The organism is Lacrimispora sp. (assembly GCF_032078915.1).
Taxonomy (GTDB): domain Bacteria; phylum Bacillota; class Clostridia; order Lachnospirales; family Lachnospiraceae; genus Lacrimispora.
On the sequence record NZ_DAMAUN010000027.1, the window covers coordinates 25457 to 47168 of the forward strand.

At 46.7% G+C, this 21712-nt stretch carries 20 protein-coding genes; all 20 read right to left on the reverse strand.

Features of this window, described 5'->3' with window-relative positions; genetic code table 11:
* Position 1 precedes the first annotated feature (1 nt).
* The 20 genes from RT269_RS12545 to RT269_RS12640 all read right to left on the reverse strand — a co-directional run bounded on the left by RT269_RS12545 (position 2) and on the right by RT269_RS12640 (position 21705).
* Positions 2-1543: an L-lactate permease gene (locus tag RT269_RS12545; RefSeq protein ID WP_313183053.1), complete on the reverse strand. Its 1542-nt coding sequence runs from the start codon at positions 1541-1543 to the stop codon at positions 2-4.
* A gap of 31 nt (positions 1544-1574) precedes the next feature.
* On the reverse strand, positions 1575-2558 hold the full coding sequence (locus tag RT269_RS12550; RefSeq protein ID WP_313183054.1) for an electron transfer flavoprotein subunit alpha/FixB family protein: 984 nt from the start codon (positions 2556-2558) through the stop codon (positions 1575-1577).
* Between the two features lie 12 nt (positions 2559-2570).
* Positions 2571-3347, reverse strand: coding sequence for an electron transfer flavoprotein subunit beta/FixA family protein (locus RT269_RS12555; RefSeq protein WP_313155228.1), 777 nt, complete (start codon positions 3345-3347; stop codon positions 2571-2573).
* Positions 3348-3365: 18 nt separating this feature from the next.
* Positions 3366-4502 carry an acyl-CoA dehydrogenase family protein gene (locus RT269_RS12560; RefSeq protein ID WP_313183056.1) on the reverse strand — a complete coding sequence of 379 codons (1137 nt, stop codon included), beginning with the start codon at positions 4500-4502 and terminating at the stop codon, positions 3366-3368.
* A 34-nt stretch (positions 4503-4536) separates the two neighbouring features.
* On the reverse strand, positions 4537-5964 hold the full coding sequence (locus RT269_RS12565; RefSeq protein WP_313183058.1) for an FAD-binding oxidoreductase: 1428 nt from the start codon (positions 5962-5964) through the stop codon (positions 4537-4539).
* A gap of 22 nt (positions 5965-5986) precedes the next feature.
* Positions 5987-7282 carry a nickel-dependent lactate racemase gene (gene larA / locus RT269_RS12570; RefSeq protein WP_313183060.1) on the reverse strand — a complete coding sequence of 432 codons (1296 nt, stop codon included), beginning with the start codon at positions 7280-7282 and terminating at the stop codon, positions 5987-5989.
* A gap of 22 nt (positions 7283-7304) precedes the next feature.
* Positions 7305-8144, reverse strand: coding sequence for a 3-hydroxyacyl-CoA dehydrogenase family protein (locus RT269_RS12575; protein WP_313183062.1), 840 nt, complete (start codon positions 8142-8144; stop codon positions 7305-7307).
* 52 nt (positions 8145-8196) lie between these two features.
* The gene (locus RT269_RS12580) at positions 8197-8973 is read right to left on the reverse strand and encodes an enoyl-CoA hydratase-related protein (protein ID WP_313183064.1); all 777 of its coding nucleotides are present in this window, start codon (positions 8971-8973) and stop codon (positions 8197-8199) included.
* Positions 8974-9013: 40 nt separating this feature from the next.
* Complete coding sequence (locus RT269_RS12585) at positions 9014-10195, reverse strand: acetyl-CoA C-acetyltransferase (RefSeq protein WP_313183065.1); 1182 nt, start codon at positions 10193-10195, stop codon at positions 9014-9016.
* 50 nt (positions 10196-10245) lie between these two features.
* Positions 10246-11658 carry an AMP-binding protein gene (locus tag RT269_RS12590; protein ID WP_313183067.1) on the reverse strand — a complete coding sequence of 471 codons (1413 nt, stop codon included), beginning with the start codon at positions 11656-11658 and terminating at the stop codon, positions 10246-10248.
* 1 nt (position 11659) lies between these two features.
* Positions 11660-12859 carry an acyl-CoA reductase gene (locus RT269_RS12595; RefSeq protein ID WP_313183069.1) on the reverse strand — a complete coding sequence of 400 codons (1200 nt, stop codon included), beginning with the start codon at positions 12857-12859 and terminating at the stop codon, positions 11660-11662.
* Positions 12849-13922 (reverse strand): LuxE/PaaK family acyltransferase, encoded by a 1074-nt coding sequence (locus tag RT269_RS12600; protein ID WP_313183070.1) that lies wholly within the window; start codon positions 13920-13922, stop codon positions 12849-12851. The genes RT269_RS12595 and RT269_RS12600 overlap by 11 nt, the downstream gene beginning before the upstream one ends.
* A 23-nt stretch (positions 13923-13945) precedes the next feature.
* Positions 13946-14182 carry an acyl carrier protein gene (locus RT269_RS12605; RefSeq protein WP_312446501.1) on the reverse strand — a complete coding sequence of 79 codons (237 nt, stop codon included), beginning with the start codon at positions 14180-14182 and terminating at the stop codon, positions 13946-13948.
* 6 nt (positions 14183-14188) lie between these two features.
* Complete coding sequence (locus RT269_RS12610; protein ID WP_313183071.1) at positions 14189-14914, reverse strand: MaoC family dehydratase; 726 nt, start codon at positions 14912-14914, stop codon at positions 14189-14191.
* Positions 14915-14934: 20 nt separating this feature from the next.
* Positions 14935-15825: a LysR family transcriptional regulator gene (locus RT269_RS12615; protein ID WP_313183072.1), complete on the reverse strand. Its 891-nt coding sequence runs from the start codon at positions 15823-15825 to the stop codon at positions 14935-14937.
* Between the two features lie 106 nt (positions 15826-15931).
* Entirely contained in the window at positions 15932-16255 is a 324-nt protein-coding gene (locus RT269_RS12620) for a hypothetical protein (RefSeq protein WP_313183074.1), read from the reverse strand.
* A 21-nt stretch (positions 16256-16276) separates the two neighbouring features.
* A complete protein-coding gene (locus RT269_RS12625) occupies positions 16277-17590 on the reverse strand; it encodes an acetyl-CoA hydrolase/transferase family protein (RefSeq protein ID WP_313183075.1) in 1314 nt (437 codons plus the stop codon).
* Positions 17591-17594: 4 nt separating this feature from the next.
* Positions 17595-18911, reverse strand: coding sequence for an acetyl-CoA hydrolase/transferase family protein (locus RT269_RS12630; RefSeq protein WP_313183076.1), 1317 nt, complete (start codon positions 18909-18911; stop codon positions 17595-17597).
* Between the two features lie 118 nt (positions 18912-19029).
* Complete coding sequence (locus tag RT269_RS12635; RefSeq protein ID WP_313183078.1) at positions 19030-20478, reverse strand: 4-hydroxyphenylacetate 3-hydroxylase family protein; 1449 nt, start codon at positions 20476-20478, stop codon at positions 19030-19032.
* Positions 20479-20589: 111 nt separating this feature from the next.
* Complete coding sequence (locus RT269_RS12640) at positions 20590-21705, reverse strand: 4-hydroxybutyrate dehydrogenase (RefSeq protein WP_313183080.1); 1116 nt, start codon at positions 21703-21705, stop codon at positions 20590-20592.
* Positions 21706-21712 lie beyond the last annotated feature (7 nt).

A 21712-nucleotide genomic window follows, 5' to 3' on the forward strand; every position in this document is an offset into this window, starting at 1 on the left:
CCTAATAAACCCTACTTCCAAAATACGCGATACAGCCGGCAATTATAATGAAAGCAGCGCTGTATTTTACTGCCTGATTTAATACCTTGCTCTCATTGCCCAGCAAATTGGCTGCCGCAGCGCCAATGGCTATGCTCTGAGGGGATATGATTTTACCGATGGTGGCGCCTACGGTACTTGACGCAACCAGCCAGACCGGACTGACGCCCAGGTTTGCAGCCGTCTGAGCCTGCAGGCTGCCAAACAGAACACTGGAAGAAGTCCCGCTTCCTGTTACAAATGCCCCAAGCGCACCCACAAGAGGAGCTGTAAAAGGATAGAAACTTCCTGTCAGTGCCAGCATCGTGCCTGCAATGGCGGCAATCATTCCGCTGTATCCCATAATTTTTGACATGGCCATAATGGTAACAATGGTCAGGATGGTTTTCCACATCTGTTTCATGGTACTGATAAATACCTTCCCAATAAGCCTGAAATCCGCTCCCTGTATCTTACCGCCGATCACTGCCGCTGCTGCAATCAAAACCCCCGGTGTTTCCAGCCAGACAAACGTATATGGCTTTGCTCCCTCCCCTGTGTAAATGGAAACTGATGTTTTAACAGCGGAAAACATCTGATTTACAGGGGGAACCATTGGGGAAGTAAGGAGTAAAAATACAAAAATCAATAGGAAGGGCATCCAGGCTTTTGCTGCTTCCCTGCCCGTTATTTTATTTTTCCCACAGGATTTATTGTCATAAGTCCCATAGTCTGGATCCGGGTTTTTAAACCATTTCTTCACAACACCTATGGTAATTGCCATGGAACAAATGGAACCGATGATCACCGGAAGCTCTGCCCCAAGAAAAGCTGCGGCCAAAAGCTCCGGTACCGCAAAAGATATTCCTGAAATAAGGGCAACCGGCCAGACTCCTTTTAAGGCCTTTACTGATTTTCCGATGATGCACACCATAAGAAAGGGTGTGATCAATAGAAACGGAGTCAATTGAAGGGCTGCTGCAAAGGCCACTTCCCCGCTTGGAAGTTCTGCGATCTGGGCTGCGGTGACCGTAGGAATTCCTACCGAACCAAATGCCGTAGGAGATGCATTGGCAACCAGACACGCTGCCGTTACCGCAATCGGAGGAAAGCCCATACCGCACAGCATACTGGCCGGAATTGCAATTGCAGTTCCAAAGCCTGCCATACCTTCCATAAAGCCTCCAAAGCACCAGCCGATGATCAGGAGCAGAATCCGTTTATCCCCGGATACTCCGGCCAGAATTTGTTTGATGCAGTCCATGCTTCCGGTTGCAATGCAAAGATTATAGGTAAAAATGGCTGCCAGAATCACGAGGCTAATGGGCCAAAGCGCAAGAGCGATTCCCTCTAAGCCTCCGGTCAGACAATTTACTGCCGGCATTTTAAAGAAGGTCATAGATAGTACAATGGCAATTGCCAGTGCAATGGGACAGGCTTTAAATGCCGGAAGCTTCAACAGGCTCAAAGCAATCATAAGCCATAGAATAGGTGCCAATGCCAAAAGAAAGATAATCATATTCATAAACGCCCCCATACAACTTTCATGGTTCTCCCTACAGTGACCGAGTCTTTTTGATCTCCTCTATCAGGAGAGGAATCACCTTGACTGCATCACCTACAATCCCCACATCCGCAATATCAAAAATAGGAGCATCCTCATCTTTATTGACTGCCACAATATATCCTGAACCAACCATACCGGATACGTGCTGGGTCGCTCCTGATATCCCGCAGGCAATATATAGTTTTGGCGCCACAATTTTCCCTGACTGTCCCACCTGATGGGAACGAGGTACCCATTCTGCCTCAATGGCCGGTCTTGTCGCCCCCACAACACCATGACAGGCTGACGCAAGCTTCTCCACCAGCTTAAAATTCTCCTTGCTTCCCATCCCACGGCCGCCGGATACAATAACCTCCGCTTCCTCAAGGTTTACCGCCTCTGCCATTTCTTTTACCACATCAACGATCCTTGTGTGAACAGCTTCTTCTGATTCCACCTTCTCTTCCATGATTTTACCGGTTCTTTCCGCCAGAAGTTCCTTTACAAAGGCCCCTGGTCTGACGGCTGCAACTGCCGGTGTGCCCTTTATGACAAGATCATTGAGAATCGTCCCCCCGTAAACCGGGCAGGTAAAGATAAGACGCTCATCTCTGTCTGATATATCCATTACATCCACAGTATAGCCTGTATGAAATGTTCCTGCAACCAGGGAAAGAAGATCTTTTCCCACAAGGGTTCCTGCTGAAAGAATCAGGAAAGGCTTAAATTTCTCTGCCAGTTTTGTAAGGACTGTTCCGTATTCCTCCATCTGATAACTCTCTTTTTTTACAATGACCGCTTTGTCTGCTCCTGCCATAATGGCAGTACGGGCCGCATCCACCAGATCTCTGCCGATTAAAACAGCAATTACCTCTTCTCCCCTGGCTTCTGCCAGCTTATGGGCTTTTGTAAGCACCTCCAGCGCACCGCCCACAGGAATATCGGAAACGGTCTCAACATAAACCATAATATTTTTTCCATCTGAAAAACTCATTTCTTTCACCTCCTAAAAGATCCTGGCCTCTGTCATGACTGCCATCGCCTGTGCAACTGCCTCCTGCGGGCTATCCGCCTTTATTTTAATGCCTGCTGCCCGCTTTGCCGGTTCGAACACCCGGAGAACCTCCAGCATGCTGTCTTCCTCCTCAGAAGGTGTTAATTCCTTAATCTCCTTTTTTCTGGCAGCCATCTTACTTTTAATGGTGGGATACCTGGGATCGTAATTAGGCTTTTGAACCGTAACAACACAGGGAGCAGGGGCTTCCAAAATCCGATAGCCTTCCTCTGTTTCCTGCTTTATTTTTATAATGCCATCCCCAGGCTCTACCTGGATCACATTGGTTGCTGCCGGCAGGGAAAGCTCTTTCGCCAAAAGAAGTCCAACCTGGCTGGAGGCATAGTCCGTGGATTCCTTTCCGCAGAAAATAAGATCAAACTTTTTACTTGAATTTTCTTCTATTTCATGGGCTGCTTTCCTTAAGATCCTTGCGATATTTAAGGGATCAAGAGACTCTGCATTTTCATGCTTTACCAGATATGCACCGTCTGCGCCCACGGCGAGACAGTTTTTCAGAGAATTTTTTACATCTTCATTACCAATAGAAACTACTGTGATTTCACCGCCCAAAGTTTCCTTTAACCTGGCAGCCATTTCAAGGGCATAGGTGTCGAAGGCGTTCACCACCGGCGTCACTCCCTCCAAATCCGGTAATTTTGCAGCCGGATCCAGGGAGATTTCCACGGAGTCATCGGGTACCTGCTTGATACAAACTAATATTTCCATGATTGGCACGCTCCTTCTTTATTTCCCAATGATATTGCCAGCAATAACAATTCTCTGGATTTCATTGGTTCCCTCAAAGATCTGGAATATCTTCGCGTCTCTTAACAGCTTTTCAACCGGATATTCCCGGCTGTATCCATAACCTCCAAACATCTGGATGGCTTCTGAAGCTACCTCCATGGCAATGTCTGAGGCATAGCACTTGGCAATGGCAGATTCCATGGTATAGGAAAGTCCCATATCCATCCTGGTCAGTGCATGGGCTACCATCTGACGGGCAGTCTCCGTCTTGATCTGCATATCGGCAACTTTAAACTGCATCGCCTGGTTTTTGATGACAGGTTTCCCGAACTGGATTCGTTCTTTCCCATACCCAACAGCCTCATCAATGCCTCTTTGTGCAATTCCTGCCGCAATACAACCCATCCAGGTACGGGCCTGATCCAGTGTCTTCATTGCAATGGAAAATCCCTTTCCTTCCTCACCGATCAAGTTGGAAGCCGGTATCCTTAAATCCTCCAGCACAACGTCACAGGTATTAGAGGTCCTGATTCCCATTTTGTCTTCTTCTTTCCCTGTGCTAAGTCCCGGAGTACCGGCTTCCACAAGAAACATGGACATTCCTTTTACCCCTTTTGTTTTATCTGTCATTGCAGTGACACAATAAAAGGAGGCAACTGCTCCGTTGGTGATGAAGCACTTTCTACCATTTAGTATGTAATTATCTCCATCCTTTACAGCAGTTGTCTTGCCTGCTCCTGCATCGGAGCCTGCCCCTGGTTCTGTCAGGCAGAATGCGCCAAAACCTCCTTCCAAAACCATTTCACACACACGTTCTTTCTGTTCCTTGCAGCCTGCAATCAGCACCGGTTTTAAGGCAAGGCCGCTGGCCGAAATTGTTGTGGCAAAGCCTGCATCTGCAATTGCCATCTGCTCGATCAAAGCAGCCACATCCACACGGCTTAATCCAGGTCCTCCGTATTCCTCCGGGACCTCTAAAGCCTGATAGCCCTGCTCAATTGCCTTATCATAAATACTCCTTGGCCATTCTCCGGATACGTCGTATTCCTTACACGCCTCCTTTACTTCCTTCTCGCAGAAATTTTTCACATCCTGTAATAGGTCCTGCGCTTCTTCTGATATTAAATATGCCATTTTGCTCTCCTCCTGGATAAATGAATTTTATGTTCTAAAGCTTATAGCAGATTTTTCCGGGATTCAAAATCATCTTTGGATCAAATACTTCCTTGATGCCCTTCATCAAGCGCATGCTTGTTTCACCTGCAAATGCTGCCAGATAGTCCATCTTACCATAACCAATGCCATGCTCACCGGAAATAAGTCCTCCGCATTCCGACGCCTTTTTATATATAATATCCATAAATTCTGCTACCTGCCGTTTGAATGCCTCTTCCTCCATTTCATTGGCACAGGTATAGATGTGTAAGTTTCCATCCCCTGCATGACCAAAGCTATTTATGGAAAAATCATACCGGTTTTCCAGTGATTTAACAAAGGAGAGATAGGAAGGTATCTGATTTACCGGCACTACCACATCGCACTCATCCAATAGCTTTGTTTCCGCCTCAATGGCTTCAAGGAAGGTACTTCTGGCTTCCCAGGCTTCCTTCTTTTTCACCGGCGTATCCGCCACCAGGACGTCTACGGCCCCTTCCTCCAAAACCACCTCTGCCGCCTGCTCCGAAAGTTCTTCTAAAAGCTCCAGCTTATCACCGTCAAAGGTGATGAGTAAGTATGCGCCGATATCAACGCCGTCAACTTCTTTTGGAAATACATTCTTTCCCAGATACCGCTCCGAAGAAAGAACAATTTCTTTCTCCATGAACTCCAGTGCCTGCGGCTTTAAGCCGGCCATGAAAATCTTAGGCACCGTCCCGATACAGTCCGTAAGATTTTCAAAGGGGACAATAAGGCTTATGGTTTCTTTGGGCGCCGGAATTACCTTAAGAGTCAGTTCGGTGATAATCCCAAGGGTTCCTTCCGAGCCGATCATTAAATGAATCAGGCTGTAGCCGGTAGAGCTCTTGGAAACAGGCGCACCCAGACTGATGATTTCGCCCGTAGGAAGCACCACGGTCATGGCCCTTACATAATCTCTGGTACAACCGTATTTGACGGCCCTCATACCCCCTGCATTTGTTGAAACATTACCTCCCAGGGTCGCAAACTTCTCCCCTGGATCCGGCGGATATAAAAGTCCCTGACGCTTAGCATCCTCCGCAAGATCGTTAAGCAGAACGCCGGGCTGGACACGGACAACAAAGTTTTCCCTGTCATAATCAAGGATCTGGTTCATCTTACTCATATCAAATAAAACTCCGCCGTGAAGGGCCACAGCCGCTCCCGTTAGACCGGTTCCTGCTCCCCTTGGAATCACCGGAACATTGTTTGAAAAGCACAGTTTCACAATGGCAGCAATGTCCTCCGTACTGGTCGCATCAATTACCACCTCCGGAATGCCTTTTCCATAGATCGGCATCTCATCGTGGAAATAATCCTCATTCATTTCTTCTTTCTCATGAACCTTACCCGGAACGATTTTCTTTAATTCCTGTATGAGTTCCGGGGTAACTTTGTTGTAAGTTACTTCTTCCATCTTAATTTCTCCTTTACGGTAATTACGAAGTCGGTCTGCTCCTGACGATTACGGAAACCCCGTCAGGAATGACCGTAATCTTCCCATCAGCCTTACCCAGATAGTGATCTGCCATGGAAATTGCCTCTTCCACGCTGTCTGCATAATCCATCTGCATGTTACGGACCGTTTCCCTGGGAGCCTGGGTGACCATGATCACCTTATATTTCAAGAGAATTCTGCACAGAATCTGTGCCTCCCACTGATCCGGCACGGTTTTATCCCGGGGCGTATCAAGAAACCGGTTCATGATTGCATTCTTATCTTCTCCCCCTGCAAAAGTATCGTAAAGGGACTGGCCTCCATGGCCGTCGCTGCAGCTTGATACCATGATGATGACACCCCCGGGATTGCAGGTGGCCTCTGCTGCCGTCATGCCTTTTACCGACTGGTATATATTCTGGTCCAGGGGATATCCGCCGTTCGTAGTGATTACAATATCCGCCGGAATGGCATCCACTCCTGATAGCTGGTCCACAAACTTACAGCCTTCCTTATGAGCTTCGTTAAAATGGCCCGCATAGGCCTTTATCACTTTCTTATTTTCATCCAGCACTACATTGACAATAAAAGCAAGCTTTGCCTGTTCTGCGGCATAAACCATATCCCTTTGTATGGGATTTCCCTCCAGAATACCGGTTCTTGCATACGGACTGTCAATAAACTCAGAGCAATGGTTTGCCATGACCGTCACCCCGCTTGAGACTCCCGGCAGCACGCTTTTTCTACCGCCGGAAAAGCCTGCAAAAAAATGCGGTTCGATAAAGCCTTCTGATATTAGAAGATCTGCCTCTGCCGCTATCCGGTTAATCAATAGCTTCCCCTCTGAGGGGAGGGTGTCTATGAAAACCATATCCTCATCCTTTCGGCTTTCATGAACAACAAAGCGGATATCCGGCCGGCCGGCAATTTCCTGGCCGAACTTATCAATGAGCTCCTCCCTGGTGGTGGATCTGTGAAATCCGGTGGCAATAAGGATTGTAAGCTGTGTCTGGGGATTTCCTTCTTTGATTTCCTTTATGACCGCAGGTGCTATCACCCGGCTTGGAACCGGCCGGGTATGGTCGCTTGCTATCATGACAATGTTTTTCTTACCCTTAACCAGTTCTTTCAGCCTTGGGGAGTGGATGGGGTGTTCCATCGCTTTCCGGACCAGCTCCTCTTCCCCACCATCTGCCTGATAGCTGTGAGCTCCCGACATAAGTAACCCGTTTAATCTGCTGTCAGGAATATTCAGACTGATTTTTTCCCTTCCAAAGGGAAGCTGCACAACCGCCATATCTCTTTCTCCTCCCTATCCGTTATCCTTTGTATTGATAGAAACCGCTTCCGGTTTTCTGTCCAAGCTTTCCGCCCCGTACCATCTTCTTAAGCAAAGGATGAGGACGGTATTTGGGATCTCCTGTTTCCGAAGAAAGCACCTCCATAATGGCAAGAACCACGTCAAGCCCGATTAAGTCTCCCAGTTCCAGAGGTCCCATGGGATGGTTGGCTCCCAGCTTCATGGCGCTGTCAATGCCCTCCGGGTCTGCAACTCCTTCTGCATAAATTCCGATTCCCTCATTGATCATCGGTATGAGAATCCTGTTTACCACAAACCCTGCGGCCTCCTCTACCTGTACAGGAACCTTTCCTATGTCAGCGGCTATTTTCTTGATCTCTGTGATCATTTCAGGAGGAGTGTTAAGTCCTGCAATGACCTCCACCAGCTTCATAACCGGCGCCGGATTAAAAAAATGCATTCCCGCAACCGGCCGGTCAAGCCCTGCCCCAAGCTCTGTGATGGAGAGTGAGGACGTATTGCTTACAAACAATGCTTCTTTTTTGCATATATCCTGGAGTTCCTGAAACGTCTGTTTTTTCACTGCCATATCTTCAATGGCTGCTTCTACCACCAGATCACAGTCCTGGCAGATACTGATTACCCCTGTTTGAATTTTGGACAAAACTGCATCAGCACTTTCCTGTGTCATTTTTCCTTTTGCGGCTCTCCGTTCCAGGCCCTTTGCAATTTTCTTTTTTCCATTTGCCGCAAACGCCTCATTGATATCACATAAAAATACTTCATACCCCTCTGTCTGGGCAAATGCCTGGGCAATTCCTGACCCCATGGTCCCTGCACCAATAATTCCGACTTTCATTTCATATCCCTCCTTCTATGTTTATATGTGTCGGGACAAATCACCCCTCGCCTTACTTCATAAGAAACGTTCTCTCTTTCCGTTTCTCAAGAAATGCTCCCATTCCTTCCTTTTGATCCAGGGTCTCAAAGCAGTCTCCGAAAAGCCGTTCTTCAATGGCGACCGCCTGATCCATATCCACCTGAAGACCGTCATTGATGGCTTTTTTACAATTTCTCACCGCAATGGGAGCATTATCAGCAATTCCTTTTGCCATCTTTTTCGCCTCGGAAAGCAGGTCCTCTTGAGGATATACGGCATTGACAAGGCCAATTCGGTAAGCTTCCTCTGCCTTTATATTTCTTGCAGTAAACATCATCTGTTTCGCCATTCCAGGGCCAATGATTCTTGCCAGTCTCTGGGTGCCTCCAAAACCGGGGGTAATGCCAAGACCTGCTTCCGGCTGTCCAAATACGGCATTTTCAGAACAGATCCGTATGTCGCAGCTTAAGCAGAGTTCGCAGCCTCCGCCAAGAGCAAATCCATTTACCGCAGCTATGACAGGAAGGGGAAAGGTTTCCAGACGGCGGAAGATATGGTTTCCCCTTTTTCCAAAGGCCTCTCCTTCCTTTTTTGTGAAGGTGCTCATTTCTGCAATGTCCGCTCCTGCCACAAAGGATTTATTTCCGGCTCCCGTAAGAATCAATGCTCTGACGGAAGCTGTGTCAATCTGGTCAAGAATCTGGTCAAGCTCCTCTAAAACCTGGCTGTTTAAAGCATTTAAAGCATTGGGACGGTTAATGGTAATGATACTTATCAGTCCTTCCGCTTCGTATGTAACAAATTCCATGTACCGGCACCTCATTTCTTTCATTATTATGTCAACCGTTTTATTCTCTTTTCACGATGGTGGCGCAGCCCATACCGCCTCCGATGCAAAGGGTGGCAAGCCCCTTTTTCGCATTCCGTTTTTCCATCTCATGAAGCAGCGTCACAAGAATCCGGCATCCGGATGCTCCTACCGGATGGCCAAGGGCAATGGCCCCGCCGTTTACATTTACCTTTGACAGATCAAGCTTTAAATCTTTCGCCACAGCTAATGACTGGGCCGCAAATGCTTCATTGGCCTCAATGAGATCAAACTCATCCACCGTCATATTCGTCTTTTGAAGAAGCTTTCTGGTTGCTGCCACCGGACCCACGCCCATTATCTCAGGTGCTACGCCTGCAAGGGTACCTGCTTCCCAGTATGCCATGGGCTTAACGCCCAGCTCCTTTGCCTTTTCTTCACTCATGACTACAATTGCTGCCGCACCATCGTTTATGCTGGAGGAATTGGCGGCCGTAACGACTCCCTCCTTTTGAAAGGCCGGGCGCAGTTTTGAGATTCCTTCCGCCGTTGTTCCGGGCCTTGGACCTTCATCCCGGTCAAAGACAACGGTTTCCTTTTTCTTTTTGATCTCCATTGGCACAATCTCTTCCTGAAAACGGCCGGATTCAATGGCTGCACATGCCTTCAACTGGCTGGATGCCGCAAAACAGTCGAGCTCCTCTCTTGTAAGCCCCCACTGCTTTGCCACATTTTCTGCCGTTACACCCATATGGTAATCATGGGATGCATCCCATAGTGCGTCATTTACCATGGCATCAATGAGCTGACCGTGATTCATGCGGTATCCGAAACGGGCATCTTTTAAAAGATAAGGGGCCATGGACATATTTTCCGTTCCTCCGGCCACTACAATATCCGCTTCTTTGCACTGGATCATCTGGGCTGCCAGATTTACACAGTTTAACCCGGAACCGCATACCACATTGATGGTAACCGCAGGAGTCTCCACAGGAATCCCTGCCTTTAATGAAGCCTGGCGAGCCACATTCTGTCCCAGGCCAGCCTGAATCACGCATCCCATATAGACAAAATCAACCTGATTCGGCTTGACTCCTGCCCGTTTTAATGCCTCATTGATAACGGCTGCTCCCATATCCTGGGGAGGAACTGTGCTTAATGCTCCTCCCATGGTTCCGATAGCCGTGCGGCAGGCTCCTGCCAATACAACCCTTTCCCCCATAATAAGACCTCCTTTTCCATCAAATACAACAATGTCATAAGCTACGTTCTTTATTCAAGCTCCTTATAAAGAGTTTTTCCTGACTGGTTTTTAGGAATCTTATCCACCCGGCGAATCCCTGCTGCCCTGGAATTTATCCCTGTCATCTGGTAAAGATGTTCCAGGATCAGCTCCTCTCCAGATTCCTCCCTGTGATCTGTATAAATGACCAGATTGTCATCTGTTCCCACACAGGCAAAATCAATTCCATCAAAATGTTCCTTTAACAGCCGCTCTGCCTCATCAAGATTTACCCTGTTTCCAAACATTTTGATGAAACGTTTCTTTCTTCCGGTGATGTAGTAATAACCGTCCTGATCACGTTTTGCCATATCACCGGTATGCAGGATGCCCTTCCACTCATCTTCTTTTTTTAAATCCTCAGGGCAGCAGGCATATCCAAGGGCTACATTTTCCCCTTCATATACCAGTTCTCCCTGGGTATCCGGTTCTTTGATTTCTTCTCCCTTATCATCCTCCAGCCAGAACCTGCCTCCTGGTATGGCAATTCCCATGCTCCCGCATCGCTCCACTGCTTTTGCAGCGGGCAAATACCCCATTCTAGCCGTGGCCTCTGTCTGTCCATACATTACAACAAATTGCTTTCCTGTCTTTTCTGCATAGGAAGCAAACTCCTTATGAAGGTTCATGGGAAGCTTTCCTCCTGCCTGTGTCATGGTCCGTAAATCCGGTAAGTCCATCTGGAGAAACCCGATCCGTTTCAGAACCTGGTAGGTATAGGGAACTCCTCCAAAGGATGTGGCCTTTTTCTCCTTTACAAAATCCCAAAACGGCTGCTCTACCATACTGCGGACCGTAAGCAAAAGGGCTGCCCCCACGTTTACGTGACTGTTGATGATGGATAATCCATAGGTGTAATTCATGGGCAGTGTGGTAACTGGCCGTTCCTTCTCATGGATATCAAGATATTTACATATGGACTCTGTATTGGCATCGATGTTCCTTCCGCTCTGCCTCACAAGCTTTGGACTTCCTGTACTCCCTGATGTAGTAAGAAGCAGGGAAAGCTCTCCGTAAAGGGAAGGCGGCAGCTTCTCCTTTCTGCGGCACAGACAGTATCCCTGTGTTTTCCATACGATCTCACATTCCTCTGCCTTTAAAAGGCAGTCCTGGGGTATGTATAGAAAAGCCGGGTGGTATTCACGGATCAGCCGCATTAGAAGCTCCTGGTTGATGTGTTTTTCCAGCATCAAGGGAACCACCCCTGTTTTTAAACAGCCCAGATACCCAAGAAGAGACCCAATGGTATTCTGGCATAATATAAAAATCAGTTTTTTCCCTCCGATATACCGGTACAGCTCCTCTGCAAAAGAATCCAGATCCCGGTATGTCACCGTCTGTCCGGCATCATCTGCTGCCAGCATCCGGTCTCCATATGTCTTTTCTTCCTGAAACAGACGCATATTACTCCTCCCAGACAATTTCCCTGGACAGCATCTCAATCAGATCCTGCCCATCCCATACAAGATCCATATTCAAGGCTTCCCCTATGGGCACCACCCTGTGGATTCCATATAAATGGTTATTTATAATATAATCTGTCAGTTCCTTCCTGCGGATTCCGTAATACGTCACCGTCTGAAGTTTTCTGACTGCCAATTGCCCGACTGCCGTCCGGTAATCTCCCTGATACTCAAAAAACAATCCGCAGGTCCCACGGTACCGTTCCGGATTTGGAGGAATTTTAGAAAGCAGGACCGTATAAAGCAGGTTATCGTATTGCTCTGTCCTTAAGATTTCCTCCGTTATCATGGCATATCTGCATAAGGTCTCGTATTTTTTCATGGCCTTATGAGGGCTTAACTCATAAGCGGCTGCTTCTTTCCTCACGGCGTTCCACCATCTTGTGCGGATCTGTTCTGCCTTTTCCGCTTCCTCTTCCTGGTTCCATATGACAAACTGAGGACTGGAGCAGGCATTCTGGTCCATAGCATAAGCATCCTTTACAAATCCGTATGCCAGCGTTTGAAGGACTTCATCAGGAATCGTTCCAATCCGTTTTGTATCCAGTATACAGATGGAATACCGGTCTGGAAACATAACCTGTACGGCATCCGGTCTTAGTTTCATTCCCCTGACCGATTGTATGGCCTGATCTCCTCCCCATACCATAAGACCATCGCATTCCTCCAGCCAGCTTTTGATGATTTCATTGTCTCTTTTACAGGAAAAAACAGAAATCCGATTTCTGACAAAAGAAAATTCCGGCCGGCCCAATAGATTATCAATTATTTCACAAAGTTTGTGATCCTCATCCCGGCTCTTAGAAGAGATCCGTACCACGCAGCTGTTTCCAGCCAATAAACCGATGACCATACTGTATGCAAACAACACCGGGACATTGGAAGAAACAATATGAAATATCACACCTCTTCCTATGCGAAGTTTTCTATCCTCGTACCGCATCCGAAATTCCTCCATATGGGTCCTTCTTAACCAGAACCCAAAAGCCGGGATTTCACGGTAGGTTTCAAGCTCCGTTCTCCTTTTGCGTATTTCAATAGAAAGCTGTTCCAGAAAATCCAAAACAGGTTCGGAAAAAGGTTTTAACGGCTCAGCTTCCGGCTGGCTTACCCCTGCCAGATAGGTAACATCATCCATCATAGGTGTCGCTGCACCCCCTTATCTCAGCCTGGTGTATTCTCCCCAATACATTAAAATATTTTCCCAGACGGCCGCAGGGACAATCATCCTCTCCCAGGATGATTCCCTCATCCTCCGTAAGTATGGAATGCCCGGGATAAGAAAGTGCAAGAGGGGAAAGTACCTGTATGATCCCTTTTTCTCCATGGGAACAAACACTGAAATCCTTACCCCGTCTGGTTATGATATCGGAATATAAGCTTGCATGGAGGTGCCCCTTGGGACATTCCATATAGATGCTGCCTGTCTGTTCTGCCATTCCATAATAATTATGGATTTCCTTTATACTGGACACTTCCCTGATCCTCTCCTTAAATTCATGAGTGGAAACCGATTGATCCTCAAGCTTTTTAAATCCTCCCCCATGGATCAGGATTCCTTCCGAAAGATCCAGCTTCTGTCCGGACTTTGCAAGGGCCTGATAGAAATACTTCCAGATTATATAGGTAAAACCAAATATCAAGATCCGTTTTCCCGTATAACGGTCCAGAAATTGCTGGATTCTTTCCGTATCAAGATTCATATCCTGGTCCAGCCCATAACAGATTCTGGAGGAAAAGATGGAAAATCCAAGGATTCCCGCTCCTCTGGCTGAAAATAAGTTTCTATTTTTTAATACATCCGGACTGTCCAGGACCAGAAGAGGAAGTCTTTCCTCTCCCCAAAAGTCTCCTCCAATGTTTGCCAGCGCCCTCTGTTGGTAATTTGCCGTATCCCTATCCAGATAAATCCTTGAAACCGTCTGCCCTTTTGTTCCGGAAGAAGTCATGGTCTTAAATACCTTGTTTCCTGGGATGCTGATTAAGTCCATATCCTTAAAAAGTCCAACCGGCAGCATAGGGATCTCTTCTTCTCCCATCTGACTATGTTCCGGGATCATAAGGTGTTTTAACAATTGTCCGTATGAATGGCAGTGCTTTCTGTGATAATCCGTCAGTTCTGTCAGCCATTCTCCGTACATCAGTTTTTTCTCATCCTTTACTGTAGAAAACGGCTTCCTGTTCAGAATGCCTTCATAATCCATAATGAATGGCTTCCCCCTTTTTTTTAAATCACAACACCGTATTTTGCCAGAACTTCCTTTCCTTTTTCATAGGATGAAAAAGCCATTACATCCGAAGTACTGATATGGATATCAAACGTCTCCTCCAGATCTGAAATCAGATCCATATGTCCCAGTGAATCCCAGGAATGGGTTCCTCTGTAATTCAGACCGGGAAGGTCCTCTTCCTTTACTCTTAAAGCCCGGATAAATAACCGGTTGTAAGTCTCTAAATTTGTCATAAAATCTCACTCCCTTTCTCCTGCTACGGCAAACAATGTTTTCTTCATCATCTGCCTGCTTCTGACCGTAAGAACTCTTTCCCCATGCTGATTTTTGCAGGTACTGAAAAAAAGTCCGATGTAGCAGTCCTCCTGTTCCTCAAAGGAAACAAACCGGACGGTAATTTCTACCGTATCCCCGCAGAAAACCGGCCGTATGAATCTGGTATTGTGTTCCATGTACACCGTTCCGCTTCCGGGAATCCTTGTTCCCATAAGTGCGGAAACCAGGGAATCTATGAACATTCCATGAGCCAGCGGCCGGTCAAATCCGGTCTTTAAAGCGACCTGTGTATCCTGGTGAAGCCTGCTTTCATCCTGAGTCAGCCTGGCAAACATTTCTATATCCTCTTTCGTTATGGTTCTCTTTGCCGCTGCCGTTTCATGAAGATACAGCACTCTTTTTTCCTGGGATAGGGAGGGGTTTTCCCCATTTGATTTTGAAAGCTCCTGCTCCAGCTGTCTGAAGCTTTCTTCATCCCATACCACAGTCACCTTGTAACGTGCTTTTAAATTTTTCACTTCCGCACATCTTCTGCTGCAGCCGCAAACCACCACCCAATAATCGCAGACCTGGTCTCTCTTTGGGGTCACGTATTCATGCCCTGGGTTTGATTCTCTTAATTTTCCCACCCGTTTTGCCCTGTCATACACAGGATTGCAGCCCCCGCAGTACTTAATCCCAATTACCATCTCCGCCTCCGACAACCAGACTACTTCTGGCATTCCAGCATGCTTTGCAGTTCCTCGGCCACAGCGCCTAAGGGCCTGTTGCTGTCACTGACAATGCAGATCTTACGCTCAGGAATTTGTTCATGAAGCTTTATTTCCAGAATATCCTTCGCCTCAAGGAATGGTCCGGCAAACTCCTCCGGCACAAACCCGATTCCAAGATTCTTTCGGATAACCGGAATAATAAGATCCATAGTAGCCACCTCAATGGCCGGCTGCATGGTAAGGCCGCAGGAACGGTAGAACTCCTGAAGAAAGCCAAAGGTGGTGGTGGTACTGGACATGGTGATAAGAGGAAGCTTCACTACCTCAGAAAGGAACATTTTCCTCTCTCCATATTCCTTATACATTTTTCCACCCACCAGAATGCTCTGAAAGGATTTGACTTCAACAACCTTTAAGCTCTGTTCATAGTCAATGGGGGTTGTGATAATCGCCAGATCTATCTTTCCAGCTTTCAGTTCACTGAGAGTCTGCTTCGTATTATAATTGAAGATATTTAGTTTCACCTGAGGATACTGCTCCTGGAAAACTTTCAGTTTCTCCACCAGGTAAGACCGCATAGCCACCTGTGTCACCCCTACATTGATATGGTCATGCTGCTCTCCCATTAATTCTCTCAGCTTTTCTTCCCCCTGCATCAGTTGTTTGCATGCAGGAGCCACATAGCTGTAGAGATGTTCTCCTTCCGTTGTCAACGTGACGCCTTTTCTGGATCGTATAAACAGCTTGCACCCCAGCATGCTCTCAAGATTCTGCATGCAATATGTAACTGATGGCTGGCTCGTTACCAAGGCATTTGCGGCTCTGGTGAGATTCTTGTATTTGGCTACATAGTAAAAGACTTTATAATGCTCAAAATTAGCAGTCATACCATCACTTCTTTCCTAAAATATTCATATAGCAATCTCCACTGGCAAACTAAAAGCCTTTTATCCTGGCCCGGGATTTGATTCCGGGCCTTTCACATGGTAATGCTTACTGCCCCTGCTCTCTTTCTTTATCTAATTTTACGTTTCTGCAATAAAGCCACATATCGAATGTGATTTCAACAAAATTCAAAAAGTAAAAGAACCAGGATAGGAAAAACAGCCAGTCATTCCCTGAGGGGAATGATCCATACAGCAAAAATTTTCTTACAATTCCAAATATGTATCCCAGCCAGATGAAAATTTCAAAAGAAAGGCTTTTCCCTTTTGCAGTTCCGGACACATAAGACTTATGAATGGAAAACGGCCAGGATAAGCCAAAGCATACAATCATAAGCGTTTCCAGCAAATTAGAAATCATAATGATGTTCATATCTCCCCTCCTTTGTTTACATTACACCAAGAGCACTTCCCCAAATCGCTTTTCAAATTCTCCGGATAATTCTTCCCGGAATGCCGGTGCAGCAATCTTTATCAGTTCCCTTGCCCGTTCCCTTAAGCATTTTCCTTTTAAATGGGCAATTCCATATTCCGTTACTATATAATCCACATCGTTTCTGCTGGTGGTAACCGCTGCCCCCTCTGCCAGAAACGGTACAATCTTAGAGATGGTTCCTCCCTTTGTGGTAGCGCCAAAGGCAATGATTGACCGGCCTCCCTTTGAGGCAGAAGCCCCCCTTACAAAGTCCATCTGTCCGCCTACTGCCGAATATTGCTTTAGACCAATGGCTTCCGCACATACCTGCCCCATGAGATCGATCTGCAATGCGGAATTTATGGATACCACGTTATCATTCTGGCTTATGACGAAGGGATCGTTCACATAGCTGACCGGCATCATGCAAATAGCAGGATTGTCGTGTACAAAATCATACAGCCTTCTGGTACCCATCATAAAAGTTACGACCATTTTCCCTCTGCCAATGTTTTTCTTTTTCCCGGTGATTGCCCCTTTTTCATAAAGATCTATGATACCGTCAGAAATCATCTCCGAATGAATCCCCAGATCCTTCTTATCCCCAAGGAATTTTAAAACTGCATCCGGAATGGCCCCGATTCCCAATTGGAGACAGTCTCCATCCCGCACAAGACCGGCGATGTTTTCTCCTATCTTTTCCTCTACTGCTCCAATTACCGGACGGCCATGCTCATGAATCGGCTCATTGCTTTCCACAATGGCTTCCAAATTGCTGACATGGATAAAATTATCTCCCATAACCCTTGGCATATTGGGATTGACCGCTGCGATTACCTTGGTGCCCGGCTGTTCTCCCACTTCTTTTGCAAAGTCACAGGAAAGGCCGTAGCTGCAGTAACCGTGTTCATCGGGCGGTGATAAGGTTACTAAAAATACATCTGCAGAATTCGTCTGTGTTACGTAATTTGGTATCCGGTTGAAGAAGCAGGGGGTGAAATCGCCCTTTCCGCCTGCTATATAGCTTCTGCTGCGCGAGCCAACAAACAGGGAGGTGTATTGAAAATGTTTCTCCATTCCAGGTTCAAAAAACCTGCAGGCTCCCATATCATGCTGCTGAACAATATGAATGCCCTTTAAATCCTGCTCAGCCGCATGATCAACCATTGCACTCACAAGCATATCCGGTTCAGCTGCCGCATGAGCTATTAACACCGTATCCCCTGAATGAATGATTTTTACAGCCTCCTGGGGGGATTTCACCTTTGAAGCATAGATTTTTTTCCAGTCCATGTAGCTACACCTCCTGATATTTTTCGGCAAAACGTCTTTCAAATTCCTCCGCCAATCCGTCCTTAAACTGTGGTGCTGCAATACGGATCAGCTGACGTGCTCTTTCTCTTAAAGTATTGCCCTTCATTTTTGCAATTCCATATTCTGTTACAATATAATCCACATCATTTCTGGATGTTGTTACCGTGGCTCCCTGGGTCAGGAAAGGCACGATCTTTGAAATGGTTCCTTTTTTCGCAGTGGCAGGGAATGCTAATATAGCTCTTCCTCCCCTGGAAAAAGATGCTCCGCGAATAAAGTCGACCTGCCCGCCGATTCCGGAAAACTGTTTTAAACCCATGGCCTCAGAACAGGCTTCCCCCATGAGATTTACTTCCACCGATGAGTTAATGGAAACCATATTATCATTTCTTCCAATGATCGTAGGATGATTGACATAATCCACGGGGGCCATGTATAGGCCGGGATTGTCGTCTGCAAAATCATAGAGCTTCCGGGTTCCCATAAGAAATGACACCACCATTTTATCCCGGTTAAAATTCTTTGCGCTGCAATTAATCACTCCACGCTCATAAAGGTCAATCACACCATCTGAAATCATCTCAGAATGAATGCCCAGATTTTTCTTATTTCCAAGGAATTTTAAAACTGCATCCGGAATGGCTCCGATTCCAAGCTGCAGGCAGTCGCCGTCATTTACCAAAGATGCGATGTGTTCTCCGATTGCCATCTCAACATCGCCGATGCGGGGAAGCCCAAGCTCCGGAATTTGAGTATCATCCTCTACAATCACATCGATATCGCTCACATGGATAAAGCTGTCTCCCATGGTCCTTGGCATATTGGGATTCACTACGGCGATCACCTTTGCCCCTTCTGCCTCTGCTGCCGGCTTTGTATAATCGCAGGATACTCCAAAGCTGCAATAGCCATGTTCATCGGGCAGGGATAAGGTAACCAGAACCACATCAGGCTTCTTCACATTCTGATAAAAATAAGGAGTCTGGTAAAAATAACATGGCGTAAAATCCCCGCGGCCGCTGTTTACGCAGTCTCTTGTGTTTGCTCCCAGGAACAGGCTGTTTTCCCTGAAATGCTTTTCCATACCAGGCTGGGCATAAAGGGAGTGCCCCATATCCACCTGCTGAAAAATTTCAATGTCTTTTAAGTCAGCCTTTACCGCATAATCCACCATTGTGTCAACCAGCTTCATCGGCTCCCCTACTGCATGCCCAATTACCACACGGTAACCAGAATTTATAAGCTGCACGGCTTCTTCCATGGTTTTAAGTCTTGATAGATATATCTCTTTCCAGTTCATACTTACGTAACCTCCCTGTCACAATATTTTGATATAAAAATATCCGCCATAAATCCAGTTCCATATGTTTATGGCGGATATTCCTCCTCAATAAGCCGTATACATTCAGGCTTCTATATTAATCCTCAATTTTGGCTATGGCTTTAGCAAGCGCTTTCTTTCTTCCAATGTTGCCCTGGCGGGAAATCATGATTCTCTGTGCCTGGGGAGAACCGGCGCCATGGAGAGACTCCGTTCTGTATCCCACAGCCGCTGTGCCAAGAGTCAGATTCTCAATCAGACGCAGAATCCTTAAACGGTTTTCTGTAGAGACTCCCTCGACTCCCTTTAAGTACTTCTCCACATAGCCGCCAATGACCGGATCATTCAAATCCTTTTCAGACGGCGCCGTTACCATAAGGCCGCCGGCAATGTCTTCTGCCAGACGCGCTATCTCATACGGGAACCTGGTAACATTCTGCTTACATACATTGGCCAGCAGAAGGTCAATGATGTAATTTCCGGATTCTGTCGGGGTCCCTTCTGCGGAACAGGCAATGCCGCAGCAATACAGGGTCTCATTTAAATGAGTCATTTCTATCAGCTTATCCTTGATATGAGAAGCCTTAGGCACACCATTGTAATCAGCCGCCAAAGCGGTTGCACCGATCAAAACATCTCCTACGCCTACCTTGCACCCGCCGTAGGACTGTCTGTGGTATCCTGCAAAACGTTCCACCAGAACGCCTGCAAATTCATATTCTCCATCCAGGAAGATGCGGTCATTGGGGACAAATACATCGTCAAATACAACCAGCGCTTCCACTCCTCCGAATTCGCTGTTGCCCACATCGATCTGGCCTCCCTCCAGCTTTCTGGTATCACAGGACTGTCTTCCGATGATCATTGTGATTCCAGCCGCATCCGTAGGAACCGCAAAGGATACCGCAAACTCCTTATCATCAGGCCCCATGGCAACGGTAGGCATTACAATTACTTCCTGGGAATTGATAATACCGGTCTGATGTGCTTTGGCACCTCTTACAACGATCCCGTCTTTTTTACGCTCCACTACTCTCAAATACATATCCTGATCCGGCTGGTCATGAGGAGCCAGCCCCCTGTCACCCTTTGGATCCGTCATGGCTCCGTCTACGGTTAAATCCTCATCCTGAACCATTCTTAAATATTTTTTGAAATTCTCGTGATAATGGGTTCCATGCTTTTTATCAATCTCATAGGTGGTGGACCATTCCGCATTAAATGCATCCATACCTACACACCGCTGAAAACAGGAAGCCGTTTTCTGGCCGCAAAGTCTCTGCATCTTTACTTTTTTCATCAGATCATCCGTACTTCTGTGAATATTCGAAAACCGGTTGATCTTGCGCCCATCTTCTAACGTCACTGTCATTAAATCTTCATATTCCGGCATCTGAGCCAGATCATAAGTGGCCTTTACCGAATTAAGTGACGGTCTTAAAATCGGATTGTCAATGGGATCATCAATTTTTTCCCCAAACATGTAAACATTCAGTTTCATTCTGCGCATGCTTTCCACATACTCTTCCCCTGTCATCAATGCCATAACCATTTCTCCTTTTTTTAACTTTGCAGACTGTCTTCCAGCCTTGTCAATCGGATATCCGCAATCCGCTTCGCTGCTTGATGAGATTAAAGTGTGATTGCATCATTAAGATCAAAATAGTTCCTTGTAAATCTTAAGGACTCTTTGTGCATCTAAGGGCACAAAATTATTTGCCATAAGCCTTCCCTGCCGCTCCATGACACTCTTTGTAAACACCTCAAGATCTTCTGGTTTTACGCCGTATTCATGAAGAGGCTTTTTGGGAAGAATCATCCCCAGCAGATCATCTAACTTGTCATAAACTTCTTTGACCCCGCATCCCAAAAGCTTTGCCAAGCACTGGTTCATCACGGCAATTTCTCCATCCTGGCGTATTTCCATGTAATTTTTCAGAACGCCTGTAAACATGGCATAATTGCTTTCCCCATGAGCCACATGATAGGTTCCTCCAAGGGGATAGCTGGTGGCATGAACAGCCGCACAGCCAGCAGTTCCAAAAGCAATTCCAGCATAGTTGCTTGCAATCAGGAAATCCTTCATGATCGGTATCCTTGCTTCTCTTCCCTCTGCCGCAATCTTCTGGTATCCCCTGATGATCCTTTCAATCGCTTTGTAGCCAAACAGCTTTGTATAAGGGGTGGCTTTTGGAGAAAGGCAGGATTCCACTGCATGAACCAGTGCATCAATGGAACTGGTGGCAAACACTCCAAAGGGAAGCCCCTTAAGAAGCTCCGGTACAAGCACCGCGTCATCCGCATACATATGAGGCGATACCAGTCCTACCTTAGTCCCCAGTCTGGTCCGGTTAATGATGGAAATATTGGTCACTTCACTTCCCGTCCCGCAGGTTGTAGGAAGAATCACCAGGTCTCGTTTCTTTTCAATCTTCTCCGGCGCCTCATAAAGAGAATCCAGGGATTCTCCTGCTGACACAGCCAGGATCTTTGCAATATCAATTACCGTGCCTCCGCCTATGGCGACGATCCGTTTGCAGTCAGTTTTCGCTGCTGCTTCTAAAATCGCATCCACCATGACATCCGTAGGTTCTCCGGTCCCATAGGTTTCCTGAAAGATTGTATGTACCTTTAAGCCCATAGCACCAAAATACGGGTTATATATGTATTCATTGGTCAATACCAGATCATCGCTTCCCAGATGAAAATCCTCAGCGAATTCAGAACAGGTTTCGTAATATGAAATCTGGGATTTTAAAATAACTTCCTTCATAAACGGA

Bases quoted from the DNA above. Each gene is read 5' to 3' on its own strand.
- larA (WP_313183060.1), bottom strand. From the start codon at position 7,282: ATGGCGGTTGTGCAGCTTCCCTTTGGAAGGGAAAAAATCAGTCTGAAT.
- RT269_RS12625 (WP_313183075.1), bottom strand. From the start codon at position 17,590: ATGGACTGGAAAAAAATCTATGCTTCAAAGGTGAAATCCCCCCAGGAG.
- RT269_RS12600 (WP_313183070.1), bottom strand. From the start codon at position 13,922: ATGGATTATGAAGGCATTCTGAACAGGAAGCCGTTTTCTACAGTAAAG.
- RT269_RS12610 (WP_313183071.1), bottom strand. From the start codon at position 14,914: ATGGTAATTGGGATTAAGTACTGCGGGGGCTGCAATCCTGTGTATGAC.
- RT269_RS12635 (WP_313183078.1), bottom strand. From the start codon at position 20,478: ATGGCATTGATGACAGGGGAAGAGTATGTGGAAAGCATGCGCAGAATG.
- RT269_RS12560 (WP_313183056.1), bottom strand. From the start codon at position 4,502: ATGGCATATTTAATATCAGAAGAAGCGCAGGACCTATTACAGGATGTG.
- RT269_RS12605 (WP_312446501.1), bottom strand. From the start codon at position 14,182: ATGACAAATTTAGAGACTTACAACCGGTTATTTATCCGGGCTTTAAGA.
- RT269_RS12550 (WP_313183054.1), bottom strand. From the start codon at position 2,558: ATGAGTTTTTCAGATGGAAAAAATATTATGGTTTATGTTGAGACCGTT.
- RT269_RS12580 (WP_313183064.1), bottom strand. From the start codon at position 8,973: ATGGAATTTGTTACATACGAAGCGGAAGGACTGATAAGTATCATTACC.
- RT269_RS12575 (WP_313183062.1), bottom strand. From the start codon at position 8,144: ATGAAAGTCGGAATTATTGGTGCAGGGACCATGGGGTCAGGAATTGCC.
- RT269_RS12595 (WP_313183069.1), bottom strand. From the start codon at position 12,859: ATGATGGATGATGTTACCTATCTGGCAGGGGTAAGCCAGCCGGAAGCT.
- RT269_RS12615 (WP_313183072.1), bottom strand. From the start codon at position 15,825: ATGACTGCTAATTTTGAGCATTATAAAGTCTTTTACTATGTAGCCAAA.
- RT269_RS12630 (WP_313183076.1), bottom strand. From the start codon at position 18,911: ATGAACTGGAAAGAGATATATCTATCAAGACTTAAAACCATGGAAGAA.
- RT269_RS12640 (WP_313183080.1), bottom strand. From the start codon at position 21,705: ATGAAGGAAGTTATTTTAAAATCCCAGATTTCATATTACGAAACCTGT.
- RT269_RS12620 (WP_313183074.1), bottom strand. From the start codon at position 16,255: ATGAACATCATTATGATTTCTAATTTGCTGGAAACGCTTATGATTGTA.
- RT269_RS12590 (WP_313183067.1), bottom strand. From the start codon at position 11,658: ATGCGTCTGTTTCAGGAAGAAAAGACATATGGAGACCGGATGCTGGCA.
- RT269_RS12565 (WP_313183058.1), bottom strand. From the start codon at position 5,964: ATGGAAGAAGTAACTTACAACAAAGTTACCCCGGAACTCATACAGGAA.
- RT269_RS12585 (WP_313183065.1), bottom strand. From the start codon at position 10,195: ATGGGGGAAAGGGTTGTATTGGCAGGAGCCTGCCGCACGGCTATCGGA.
- RT269_RS12555 (WP_313155228.1), bottom strand. From the start codon at position 3,347: ATGGAAATATTAGTTTGTATCAAGCAGGTACCCGATGACTCCGTGGAA.
- RT269_RS12545 (WP_313183053.1), bottom strand. From the start codon at position 1,543: ATGAATATGATTATCTTTCTTTTGGCATTGGCACCTATTCTATGGCTT.